The organism is Pseudomonadaceae bacterium SI-3, from assembly GCA_004010935.1.
GTDB lineage: Bacteria > Pseudomonadota > Gammaproteobacteria > Pseudomonadales > Pseudomonadaceae > Stutzerimonas.
Map to the genome: position 1 here is coordinate 874,683 of CP026511.1, position 12,199 is coordinate 886,881.

The following is a 12,199-nucleotide window of genomic DNA, read 5'->3' on the forward strand; positions in this document are numbered from 1 at the left end:
TAGTGCAGCAGGCGCCTTCCCGCCGGGCGATGTACGGTCAATTGGTGGGCTGAAGCCCGCCCTACGGTTCCTGTAGAACAGGTTCGCGATGGTGAGCGTCTGCAAAGCCGTTTCGCCGCGCATTCGCCCATGGTTGCTTATAGACGGACGGGCTCGCCAGCTGCCGAATAGAGCCCTTGCCTGCGGCAGCGTTCGTATAAAGGTGTACAGGCACATTCGCGAACCAGCGGCACCCACCTCCCTCCCGCATTGACATGGCTCAATGCAATCACAGGTACCGGCCAAGCTTGATATCAGTCAAGGAGAGCGCCGGGCCTGCTCCCTACCATCACTCCATATTCGCAAACCTAAGTAGGTAGGCCATGACTTCCCGTTTCTCTTTCGCAGCTGGCACCAGAGGCGCATGGGGGCTCGGCTTTGTCCTGCTGCTGGCGCTGATGCTCAGTGTCTCCACCGTGCAGGGCAAGGACTACGAGGTCGAGCAGCAGCGCATCGAGCAATTCTTCCCAGGCGCCAGCGTTTCGGCTGCCGAAGGCGACTATCAGGTCCGCACCCTCTCGAAGGATGACGAGGTGCTGGGTTATGCCTTCCAGACCATCAACGTAGTCGATATTCCGGCCTACTCAGGCAAACCGATCAATATGCAGGTGCTGCTTGATCCTCAGGGTGTGATCGTCGATGCCTATGTGCTCGAGCATCATGAGCCGATCCTGCTGGTCGGCATTCCGATCGAGAAGCTTCACGCATTCACGGCCAAGTACGAGGGTATCAAGGTCGACCAGCGGGTCGTGGTCGGCCACTCCAGTGACGAGAAGGCAGTCACCATCGATGCGGTCACTGGCGCCACTGTCACTGTCATGGTGGTCAATGAAACCGTCATGCGCGCCGCCCGCGATGTTGCCGTGTCGCTTGGGCTGGTGGAGGACAAAGTCGGTGCGGCGCAAAAGCCGGCTACCGTCCGCGAGGATTATTACGAGCCCGCCAACTGGAGCGAACTGACCGGTAATGGCGCGATTCGCCGCTTGCATCTGACCAAGGGCGACATCGATCAGGCGTTCAAAGGCACCGAAGCCGAGGGCATCGACGAGGCGTCACCGGAAGAGGTCGACGAGACTTTCATCGACCTCTACGCCACCCACCTGAACCCGCCCACCATCGGCCGGGCCCTGCTTGGCGACGCTCACTACGCCGACCTGATGGAGGAGCTCAAGCCAGGCGAGCACGCTGTCGCGGTCATGGCCAGCGGCGAATACTCCTTCAAGGGTTCGGGCTATGTGCGCGGCGGCATCTTCGATCGGGTGCAGCTGCGCCAGTTCGGCAACGTCATCAGCTTTCGCGACATGGACTTCCAGCGCCTCGACGACGTGTATGCCGAAGGCATGCCGGATTTCAGCGAAATGGCGGTGTTCATCGTCCGTGAGCATTCTGCGTTTGATCCCGGTTCGCCGTGGACACTGGAGTTGCTGGTGCGCCGCCAGACCGGCCCGATCAGTGGCATGTTCACCAGCTTCGAACTGCCGTACGAGATGCCCGAGCAGTACATCGAGCGCCCGCAACCAACCGCCGAGGAACTGGCTGCGGCCGAGGAGGCCAACCGGCCGATGTGGGTCACCATCTGGTACCAGCAGAGCTTCCAAATTGGCGTGATCCTGGCCGCGCTGCTTGTGCTGACCGTCATCCTCTTCATGCAGGACAAACTCACCCAGCACCCCAACTTCTTGAAAAAGCTGCGCCACGGCTACCTGATCTTCACCGTGGTGTTCATCGGCTGGTATGCCCTGGGGCAGCTGTCGGTGGTCAACGTGCTGACCTTCGTGCACGCCCTGGTGCAGGACTTCCGCTGGGAGCTGTTCCTTACCGATCCGGTGATCTTCATCCTCTGGGTCTTCACCGCCGCCAGCATTTTGCTCTGGGGCCGTGGAGTCTTCTGCGGCTGGCTGTGCCCCTTCGGGGCGTTGCAGGAGCTGATCAACGAGGCTGCTCGCAAACTCAAGATCCGTCAGTACGAGGTGCCCTTCGCGGTGCATGAGCGGCTCTGGGCGATCAAGTACATCGTGCTGCTGGTTCTGTTCGGCATCTCGCTGGAGTCGATGACGATGGCCGAGAAGGCCGCCGAGGTGGAGCCGTTCAAGACCGCCATCACCCTCAAGTTCGACCGCCAATGGTGGTTCGTCGCCTACGCCGTGGCCCTGCTGGCAATCAACATCTTCACCCGCAAGGTGTACTGCCGCTACGTCTGCCCGCTGGGCGCGGGGCTGGCGATCACTGGCCGCTTCCGCCTGTTCGACTGGCTCAAGCGGCGCAAGGAGTGCGGCAACCCCTGTCAGGTCTGTGCCAACGAATGTGAAGTCCAGGCGATTCATCCGGACGGGCACATCAATCACAACGAGTGCCACTACTGCCTCGATTGCCAGATGACCTATCACAACGAAAACAAGTGCCCGCCGCTGATCGTGAAGAACAAGCGCGCCAAGCGCGGCAAGAAAGCCCCGGCCGGCCCAACGCTGATTCCCGTAGTGCAAGTGGTAGACCCGCAGAGCGGCACGCCTGATCGCGAACGCTCGCAACCGATCGTTTGACCTGTCCGTACACGATAAGGAGCAACACCCCATGAGCGACAAGAGCAAGAACACCCCCGAAACGCTGGAAAAGAGTGGCTTTAGCCGCCGTGGCTTCCTGGGCGCCAGTGCCCTGACCGGCGCCGCCGTGGCAGCGACCGCATTCGGCGGCGCAGTCATGAGCCGTGAGACCTGGGCCGCAGCGGTCAAGGACGCACAACAGAAAATCCACGTCGCACCGGGCGAACTGGACGACTACTACGGTTTCTGGAGCGGCGGTCACCAGGGCGAAGTGCGCGTGGTGGGCGTACCCTCGATGCGCGAGCTGATGCGCATCCCGGTATTCAACGTCGATTCCGCCACCGGTTGGGGCCTGACCAACGAAAGCCGCCACATCATGGGCGAGAGCGCCAAGTTCCTGAACGGCGACTGCCACCATCCGCATATCTCGATGACCGACGGCAAGTACGACGGCAAGTACCTGTTCATCAACGACAAGGCCAACAGCCGCGTCGCGCGTATCCGCCTCGACATCATGAAGTGCGACAAGATGCTGACCGTGCCGAACGTACAGGCCATCCACGGCCTGCGTCTGCAGAAGGTGCCGCACACCAAGTACGTGTTCGCCAACGCCGAGTTCGTCATTCCGCACCCCAATGACGGCAGCAACTTCGACCTGCAGGCCGAAAGCGCTTACACCATGTTCAACGTCATCGATGCCGAGAAGATGGAAATGGCCTTTCAGGTCATCGTCGACGGCAACCTGGACAACACCGACGCCGACTACACCGGCAAGTACGCCGCCTCCACCTGCTATAACTCGGAGAAAGCCACCGACCTGGGCGGCATGATGCGCAACGAGCGCGACTGGGTGGTGGTGTACAACATCCCGCGCATCGAGGCGGCGATCAAAGCCGGCAAGTTCAGCACCGTCGGCGACTCGAAAGTGCCGGTGGTCGATGGCCGCGCCGGTTCGGAATTCACCCGCTACATCCCGGTGCCGAAGAACCCGCACGGCTGCAACACCTCGTCCGACGGCAAGTACTTCATCGCCGCCGGCAAGCTGTCGCCAACGGTCACCATGATCGAAATCGCCAAGCTCGATGATCTGTTCGACGACAAGCTAAAGGACCCGCGCGACGTGGTCGCCGCTGAGCCGGAACTGGGTCTCGGCCCGCTGCACACCACCTTCGACGGTCGCGGCAATGCCTACACCACGCTGTTCATCGACAGCCAGGTGGTGAAGTGGAACATGGCCGAAGCGGTACGCGCCTACAACGGCGAGAAGGTCAACTACATCAAGCAAAAACTCGACGTGCAATATCAGCCGGGCCACCTGCATGCTTCACTGACCGAAACCAGTGAGGCCGATGGCAAGTGGCTGGTGGCACTGTGCAAGTTCTCCAAGGACCGCTTCCTGCCGACCGGCCCGCTGCACCCGGAAAACGACCAGTTGATCGACATCTCCGGTGACGAAATGAAGCTGGTGCACGACGGCCCGACCTACGCCGAGCCGCACGATTGCATCCTCGCGCGTCGTGACCAGATCAAGCCGCAGAAGATCTGGAAGCGTGACGACCCATTCTTCGCACCGACGGTTGAGCGGGCGAAGAAGGACGGCATCAACCTGGAAACCGACAACAAGGTGATCCGCGACGGCAACAAGGTGCGGGTGTACATGACCTCGATGGCACCGACCTATGGCATGACCGAGTTCACGGTCAAGCAGGGCGACGAAGTCACCGTAACCATCACCAACATCGACCAGATCGAAGACGTGTCCCACGGGTTCGTCATGACCAACCACGGCGCGAGCATGGAGATCAGCCCGCAGCAGACCGCGTCCATCACTTTTACGGCCGACAAGCCCGGCCTGCATTGGTACTACTGCAGCTGGTTCTGCCACGCGCTGCACATGGAAATGGTCGGCCGTATGTTGGTCGAGCCGGCGTAACACGACCGGGCGGGGGCAATCGCTCCCGCCTTTCACCTGCCTGGAAGCTGAAGAGGAACAACGCAGTGCTCAGATCTCAGGCGATATCAAGGTTTCAACCGCTGGCAGCGCTGCTGCTGGCCCTGTTCTGCGGGGTGGCCGTGGCGGCCCCGCAACCTATTTCAGCCCTGCCGCTCCAGGCGGAAGGGGGCAACCGCTGGCGCTTACCGGCCGGCGAATACACCGGTCAATTCAGCATCGACCAGCCCATGCAGCTGCGCTGCGAGCCTGGCGCCGTGTTGCAGGCGCAGGGCGAGGGCAACGGCCTGTTGATCGAGGCGTCCGATGTCACCGTCGAAGGCTGCACATTGCTTGACTGGGGCCGCGATCTGACCGCGATGAACGCCGCCATCTTCATCCAGCCAAAGGCGCAGCGCGTGGTGATCCGCGACAACCAGCTGCGTGGCCCCGGCTTCGGCATCTGGGTCGACGGCTCGAAAGACGTGAGCCTGATCGGCAACCAGATCGAAGGCGACACGAGCATTCGTTCCCAGGACCGCGGCAACGGCATTCACCTCTACGCCGTGAGCGGCGCGCGCATCATCGACAACCAGGTGCGTAACACCCGCGATGGCATCTACATCGATACTTCCAACGGCAATCACATCGAAGGCAACGTGCTGGAAGATCTGCGGTACGGGGTGCACTACATGTTCGCCAATGACAACAGCGTGATCGGCAACGTCACCCGTCGCACCCGTACCGGCTATGCGCTGATGCAGAGCCGCAAGCTGGAGGTCATCGGCAATCGCTCCGAGGGGGACGAGAACTACGGCATCCTGATGAACTACATCACCTATTCGACCATCCGCGACAACGTCGTCAGCGACGTGCGCAGTGGCTCGACCGGCGACAGCATGATCTCGGGCGCCGAGGGCAAGGCGCTGTTCATCTACAACTCCTTGTTCAACACCATCGCGGGCAACCGTTTCGAAAAAAGCGCGCTGGGCATCCACCTGACTGCGGGCTCGGAAGACAACCGCATCTCTGGTAACGCCTTCATCGACAATCAGCAGCAGGTCAAGTACGTGGCCACCCGCACCCAGGAATGGTCCATCGATGGCCGTGGCAACTACTGGAGCGATTACCTGGGCTGGGACCGCAACGATGATGGGCTGGGCGACGTCGCCTACGAGCCCAACGACAACGTCGATCGTCTGTTGTGGCTTTACCCGCAGGTGCGGCTGTTGATGAACAGCCCGAGCATCGAGGTGCTGCGCTGGGTTCAGCGGGCCTTCCCGGTCATCAAGTCGCCCGGCGTGCAGGACAGCCATCCGTTGATGAAGCCGCCAACCGATCCATTGATGAGCAAAACGCAGGAGCCAACGCCATGAGCGCTGTAGAGATCCAGGGCGTGAACCAGCGTTACGGCAGCATGACCGTGCTGCATGATCTGAACCTGACCCTCGGCGAGGGTGAGGTGCTGGGCCTGTTCGGCCACAACGGCGCCGGCAAGACCACCAGCATGAAACTGATTCTTGGCCTGCTCACGCCCAGCGAAGGGCAGGTGCGTGTGCTCGGTCGGGCGCCGCATGATCCCGAAGTCCGCCGCCAGCTGGGTTACCTGCCCGAGAACGTGACCTTCTATCCGCAGCTCAGTGGTCGCGAGACGCTGCGGCACTTCGCTCGGCTGAAAGGCGCAGCAGTGAAGCAGGTGGACGAACTGCTGGAACAGGTCGGGCTGTCTCACGCTGCCGAACGCCGGGTGAAGACCTATTCCAAGGGCATGCGCCAGCGTCTCGGCCTGGCTCAGGCGCTGCTTGGTGAGCCGCGTCTGCTGTTGCTCGACGAACCCACGGTGGGGCTCGATCCCATCGCAACCGGCGATCTCTATGAGCTGATCGACCGGATGCGCCAACGCGGCACCAGCGTCATTCTCTGCTCGCATGTGCTGCCCGGCGTCGAAGCGCATATCAATCGGGCGGCGATTCTGGCCAAAGGTCAGCTACAGGCAGTCGGCAGCCTGGCGCAGCTGCGCGTCGAGGCGGGGCTGCCGGTGCGCATTCGCGCCAGTGGCATCGGCGACAGCGCCGGCTGGTTGCAGCGTTGGGGAGACGCGGGCCATAGCGCACGTTCGCTGGGAGAACACAGCGTCGAGGTGTCGGCCATCAATGGCCACAAACTGCCGCTGCTGCGCGAATTGCTGGGCGAGGGCGAGCCGGACGACATCGAAATCCATCAGCCATCGCTCGAAGACCTGTATCGCTACTACATGCAGCGCGCCGGCGACGTCCGCGCGGCGGAGGGCACGTTATGAACCAGATCTGGAACATCGCCCGCAAGGAATTCAGCGACGGTTTGCGCAACCGCTGGTTGCTTGCCATCAGCCTGCTGTTCGCGGTGCTGGCGGTGGGCATTGCCTGGCTCGGCGCAGCCGCGTCCGGACAACTGGGCTTTACCTCGATTCCGGCGACCATCGCCAGCCTAGCGAGTCTGGCAACCTTCCTGATGCCGCTGATCGCACTGCTGCTGGCCTACGACGCCATTGTCGGCGAGGACGAGGGCGGCACCCTGATGCTGCTGCTGACTTACCCGCTGGGACGCGGGCAGATCCTGCTGGGCAAGTTCGTCGGCCACGGGCTGATCCTGGCGCTGGCGGTGTTGATCGGTTTCGGCTGCGCGATGCTGGCCATCGCCGTGCTGGTCGAAGACATCGAAATTGGTCTGCTGCTTTGGGCCTTTGGCCGCTTCATGATCTCTTCGACGTTGCTCGGTTGGGTGTTCCTCGCCCTGGCCTATGTGCTGAGCAGCAAGGTCAGCGAGAAATCCAGTGCGGCCGGCCTGGCGCTTGGCGTGTGGTTTCTCTTCGTACTGGTGTTCGACCTCGTCTTGCTGGCGCTGCTGGTGCTCAGTGAGGGCAGCTTCAGCCCCGAAGCGCTGCCGTGGCTGCTGCTGCTGAACCCGGCCGACATCTACCGTTTGATCAATCTGTCCGGCTTCGAGGGCGGCAATGCCATGGGCGTGCTGTCGCTGGGTAGCGAGCTGCCGATGCCAACCGCCGCGCTCTGGCTGTGCCTGTTGCTGTGGGTGGGTGTTTCACTGCTGCTGGCCTATGGCGTGTTCCGCCGTCGTCCCGCATGACCATGAAAAGGAAACTGTAACGATGAATGCGCTATACAGAGCGTCACGCGTCCTGATCACCGCTGCGATGGTGCTGGGCCTGGCCGGTTGTAATGAGGCCGAGCAGAGCGAGCAGCTGCTCGAGCCGGTGGCCTTTCACAGCAGCGATGAATGCCATGTCTGCGGCATGGTGATCAGCGATTTCCCGGGGCCCAAGGGGCAGGCGGTAGAAAAGGGCGGGGTACGTAAATTCTGTTCCACCGCGGAGATGCTCGGCTGGTGGCTGCAACCGGAAAACCGCATGCTCAACGCCAAGCTCTACGTGCACGACATGGGCCGCTCCACCTGGGAGCACCCAGATGACAAATTCCTGATCGACGCCACCAGCGCCTACTATGTCGCGGGTACGTCGCTCAAGGGCGCCATGGGCGTGGTGCTGGCAACCTTTGCCGACGAGTCTGCGGCCAAGGGACTGGCGGCCATGCACGGCGGCCGCGTGCTGCGATTCGAGGACATCGACCAGTCGGTGCTTCAACAAACCTCCGACATGTCACACGACATGCCCGGTCATCAACAAGCTCACGCCGGTCACTAGACCGCAACCTACCACTCGATGAGGTAACTGAAATGATGGGTATCAGCATCTGGCAACTTCTGATCGTTCTGCTGATCGTGGTCATGCTGTTCGGCACCAAGCGCCTACGCGGTCTGGGCACGGATCTGGGTGGCGCGATCAGCGGCTTTCGCAAATCCATGAGCGACGGCGAAAGCGCAGCGCCGGGCGACACGGCCAAGCACGAACTCAAATAAGGCTTTGGTGGGTTTTGTCATAGGCGCGAGCTTGCTCGCGATCATGGTTCGGCATCCGCCTGGTGCCGATTGCCGGTATGGCCCCAGGATCGCCAGCAAGCTGGCTCCTACAGAAAGCGGTGTGCTTGGCGCCCGCGTTTCGCGGCGCTGACTCAACATCGGTACGCTTTTCTTAGGAGCGAGCTTGCTCGCGATCATGGTTCGGCGTCCGCCGGGTGCCGGTTGCCTGGGCGAGTGTGGATCGCCAGCAAGCTGGCTCCTACTGAGCCGGTGCGTTCGACGCGCTGGGTCTGAGCTCGTAGACCTGCCGGCGGTCGCCGCCAGGATCCCTCCAAAAAAAAGATGATTGCAATCAAGTCTGCCAAAGCCCCCAACCCTGTAAAAAGTAGGCCTGGCTCCGCGATTCCGGAGCGATCACTGTTCTGACCCGCAGGGCTTTGTTCCTTCAGGCAGATACGAGCAAGTTCAGGAGGCCTTTGTGCAAGTTATCGATCGGCGAAAAGCCTTGAGTATCCCGCCCGTATGGCGGCTCGCCTTTCGCCCGTTTTTTCTCGCCGGCAGCCTCTTCGCGCTGCTCGCTATTCCCTTGTGGATCGCTGCGTGGACTGGCCTCTGGCCGGGCTTCCAGCCAACCGGCGGCTGGTTGTCCTGGCACCGCCACGAAATGCTGTTCGGCTTTGCCATGGCTATCGTTGCCGGCTTTCTGCTCACGGCAGGGCAGACCTGGACCGGTCAGCCTGGCGTATCGGGCAACAGGCTGATGGCGCTGGCCGTAGTCTGGCTGCTGGCGCGTCTCGGCTGGTTGTTCGGGCTGCCGTTGGCGCTGCTGATTCCGCTCGATCTGCTGTTCATGTTGGGTGTAACCGGGCTGATGGCGCGCATGCTCTGGGTGGCCAAGCAGAAGCGCAACTACCCGATCATCGCCGTGCTCGGCCTGATGACGGCCGCCGATGTGCTGGTGCTCTGTGGCATCGCGCTCGGCGATGACGGTTTGCAGCGCCAGGGCGTTCTCGCTGGGCTTTGGCTTGTGGCGGCGCTGATGGCCATCATCGGCGGACGCGTGATTCCTTTCTTCACCCAACGCGGCCTCGGTCACACCGAAGCGGTTAAGCCGTGGCTCTGGCTGGACGTGGCGCTGCTGGTGGGCACCGGTCTGATCGCTGCGCTATACGCCGCCGGCGTTGCCTTGCAACAGAACCTCGGGCTCGGCGTGCTGTTTCTCGCCATTGGCGCCGGGCACCTGCTGCGGCTGGTGCGCTGGTATGACAGTGGCATCTGGCGCGTGCCGCTGTTGTGGTCGCTGCACCTGGCCATGCTCTGGCTGGTGATCGCCGCAACCGGGTTGGCGCTGTGGAATTTCGGTCTGCTGGACAGCTCCAGCTCGTCGCTGCATGCGCTGTCGGTCGGTTCCATGAGCGGCTTGATCCTGGCGATGATTGCTCGCGTCACGCTCGGGCATACCGGCCGGCCGTTACAGCTGCCGTCCGGCATCGTCAGCGCCTTCGTATTGTTCAACCTCGGTGCGGCCTCGCGGGTGTTTCTGGTTACCGAATGGCCACTGACTGGCCTGTGGCTTGCCGCGATCTGCTGGACCCTGGCGTTCGCCCTATATGCCTGGCGCTATGCGCCGATGCTGGTCACCGCGCGGGTCGATGGCCACCCAGGCTAGACGCTGAACAAACCCCTTATCCCGCTACCCCCTAAAGAAATGCTGCCTGCCCATTCCGGGACGGGCAGCCTGCGGCCCGGCGATTGCCGGCATCGGAGATGATGATGAAAAATGAATTCAATGAACGCCTGGCCGTCGTCACCGGGGCCAGTTCGGGTATCGGGTTGGCGCTGTGCACCGCACTGCTGCAGCGCGGCGCGCGAGTATTGGCCATGTCGCGCAGCCTGGGCGGCTTGGCACAGCTGATGGAAACCTATGCTGAGCACCTGCACTGGGTCGAGGGCGACGTGACCTCGGCGGATGATCTACAGCTGCTGGCGCGTCGGGCTGCCGAGCTGGGTCCGGTGGACTATCTGGTGCCGAACGCGGGCATCGCCGAGTTGGGCGACAGCCTCGACGTGGCTTGCTTCGAGCGCCAGTGGGCGGTCAATGGAGCCGGCGCGCTGAACACCCTGGGCGCGTTGCGTGCCGAATTGGCCAAACCCGCATCGGTGGTGTTCGTTGGCACCTTCCTGACGCGCAGTACCTTCCCGGGGCTGGCGGCCTATATCGCTAGCAAAGCCGCGCTGGTCGCACATGCCCGCACCCTGGCGGTGGAGTTCGCTCCGCTGAACGTGCGCATCAATGTGGTCTCTCCGGGGCCGACGGCCACCGCGATCTGGGGCACGCTGGGGCTGCCCGATGAGCAACTCGAACAGGTGGCCGAAGGCGTCACCCAGCGCCTGCTGCCGGGGCATTTCCTCGAATCTGCCGCGGTGGCGAATGTCATTCTGTTCCAGCTCTCGCAGGGCGCGCGTGGCGTCTACGGCCAGGATTGGGTGGTCGACAACGGCTACACGCTTCACTGAACCCGGCGAGGCAGACGATGTTTTTCAGATGGAAACGAGCCGCCCGCGATCTGCAGCTGAAGCATGATCGGCTGCAGCAAACCTGCGCGGAGCAGGCCGCGCGTATCGCAACGCTGGAGGCACAGGCGGCCGCTGTCAACGCCGCCAGCATCGATGGGCAACGCCAGCTGGACTATTACCGCGGCGTTGCCGGCAATCTGGTCCGCTTCAGCCATTCGGTCGAGCATCTGGGCGACTCGTTCGAATACCTCACTGGCCAGCTGAGCGAAAATCGCACACAGGCCGAGCAGGTTGCCGACGCCGCGCTGAACAATCAGCAGCACTTCGGCGAGCTACAGAACAAGGCGGTCGAGATGGAGAACGGGCTCAACCAGGCTTCGCAGCAGGTCGACGCCCTTGCAGCCCATTCGCAACAGATCAACGGCATTGTCGATCTCATCAGCGGTATCGCCAGCCAGACAAACTTGCTCGCCCTCAATGCGGCAATCGAGGCGGCGCGGGCGGGTGACGCCGGTCGCGGCTTCGCCGTGGTTGCAGGGGAAATCCGCAGCCTGGCGGAAAAGACCGCACTGGCTACCGCTGATATCGTTCAAGAGATCACCCAGGTGCAGGCCGAGATCGCCAGCGTTCACGCTTATATTCAGGTGCAGGGCGGCCTCGCGCAGGGGTTCAGCCGTACCACCGAACGGGCCGTGGCAGCCATGCAGCACCTGCATGGGTTGGCCGGCAACATGCGCCACGGCATCGAGCGTTCCTCGTTCCGTGCGGGTATCGAGTTGGCCAACCTCGATGAGCTGTCGCTCAAGTTCGTCGTCTACAACCAGGTCCTCGGATCGGACAGCCAGCAAGCGCCGGTTTTGCCAAGCGAGCGTGAGTGTCGCTTCGGTCGCTGGTACTACGGGGAAACCAGTCGCGGCATGCACCGGCTGGAGCATTTTCGGCAGATCGAGCGTCCGCACACGGCTGTCCATCATCAGGGGCAGCAGGCTATCGAGGCGTTTCGTCGGCAGGCACTGGAAGACGCGCTCGGCCATATGAGCGAGATGGAAGAGGCCAATCTCGAGGTGATGCGCATCGTTGCGGCGCTGATTGGCGAGCAGGAGAAAGAGGCGCGGCCTGCTATCAGCCAAGCGTGTTAGCAGACTCGGTAAGCCATATCTTTAACTGACCGATCGCGTCAGGGCTTGCCTGTTGCTGCAGATGAGACAAGCCAGCTAGAAACTTTGATAGCAAAAATACTGCAGCAAAGAATCAATACTAT

Annotated in this window: 10 protein-coding genes; all 10 read left to right on the top strand. The window is 62.2% G+C overall.

What is annotated here, in order from left to right:
• Window positions 1-362 precede the first annotated feature (362 nt).
• The 10 genes from C1896_04155 (at window position 363) to C1896_04200 (ending at window position 12,077) form a co-directional block, all read left to right on the top strand.
• Entirely contained in the window at window positions 363-2,579 is a 2,217-nt protein-coding gene (locus C1896_04155; GenBank protein ID AZZ44177.1) for a regulatory protein NosR, read from the top strand.
• 31 nt (window positions 2,580-2,610) lie between these two features.
• On the top strand, window positions 2,611-4,512 hold the full coding sequence (locus C1896_04160) for a nitrous-oxide reductase (GenBank protein AZZ44178.1): 1,902 nt from the start codon (window positions 2,611-2,613) through the stop codon (window positions 4,510-4,512).
• 65 nt (window positions 4,513-4,577) lie between these two features.
• Complete coding sequence (locus C1896_04165; protein ID AZZ44179.1) at window positions 4,578-5,885, top strand: copper-binding protein; 1,308 nt, start codon at window positions 4,578-4,580, stop codon at window positions 5,883-5,885.
• A complete protein-coding gene (locus tag C1896_04170; GenBank protein ID AZZ44180.1) occupies window positions 5,882-6,808 on the top strand; it encodes an ABC transporter ATP-binding protein in 927 nt (308 codons plus the stop codon). Before C1896_04165 ends, C1896_04170 begins: the two co-directional genes overlap by 4 nt.
• The gene (locus C1896_04175; GenBank protein ID AZZ44181.1) at window positions 6,805-7,632 is read left to right on the top strand and encodes a hypothetical protein; all 828 of its coding nucleotides are present in this window, start codon (window positions 6,805-6,807) and stop codon (window positions 7,630-7,632) included. Before C1896_04170 ends, C1896_04175 begins: the two co-directional genes overlap by 4 nt.
• A gap of 22 nt (window positions 7,633-7,654) precedes the next feature.
• Entirely contained in the window at window positions 7,655-8,206 is a 552-nt protein-coding gene (locus C1896_04180; GenBank protein ID AZZ44182.1) for a NosL protein, read from the top strand.
• Between the two features lie 35 nt (window positions 8,207-8,241).
• Window positions 8,242-8,421 (top strand): twin-arginine translocase subunit TatA, encoded by a 180-nt coding sequence (locus C1896_04185; protein AZZ47519.1) that lies wholly within the window; start codon window positions 8,242-8,244, stop codon window positions 8,419-8,421.
• Between the two features lie 478 nt (window positions 8,422-8,899).
• Window positions 8,900-10,090, top strand: a complete 1,191-nt coding sequence (locus C1896_04190; GenBank protein AZZ44183.1) for a short-chain dehydrogenase — start codon at window positions 8,900-8,902, stop codon at window positions 10,088-10,090.
• A 104-nt stretch (window positions 10,091-10,194) separates the two neighbouring features.
• Entirely contained in the window at window positions 10,195-10,938 is a 744-nt protein-coding gene (locus tag C1896_04195) for an SDR family NAD(P)-dependent oxidoreductase (protein AZZ44184.1), read from the top strand.
• 17 nt (window positions 10,939-10,955) lie between these two features.
• Entirely contained in the window at window positions 10,956-12,077 is a 1,122-nt protein-coding gene (locus C1896_04200) for a chemotaxis protein (GenBank protein AZZ44185.1), read from the top strand.
• The last annotated feature ends 122 nt before the right edge of the window (window positions 12,078-12,199 follow it).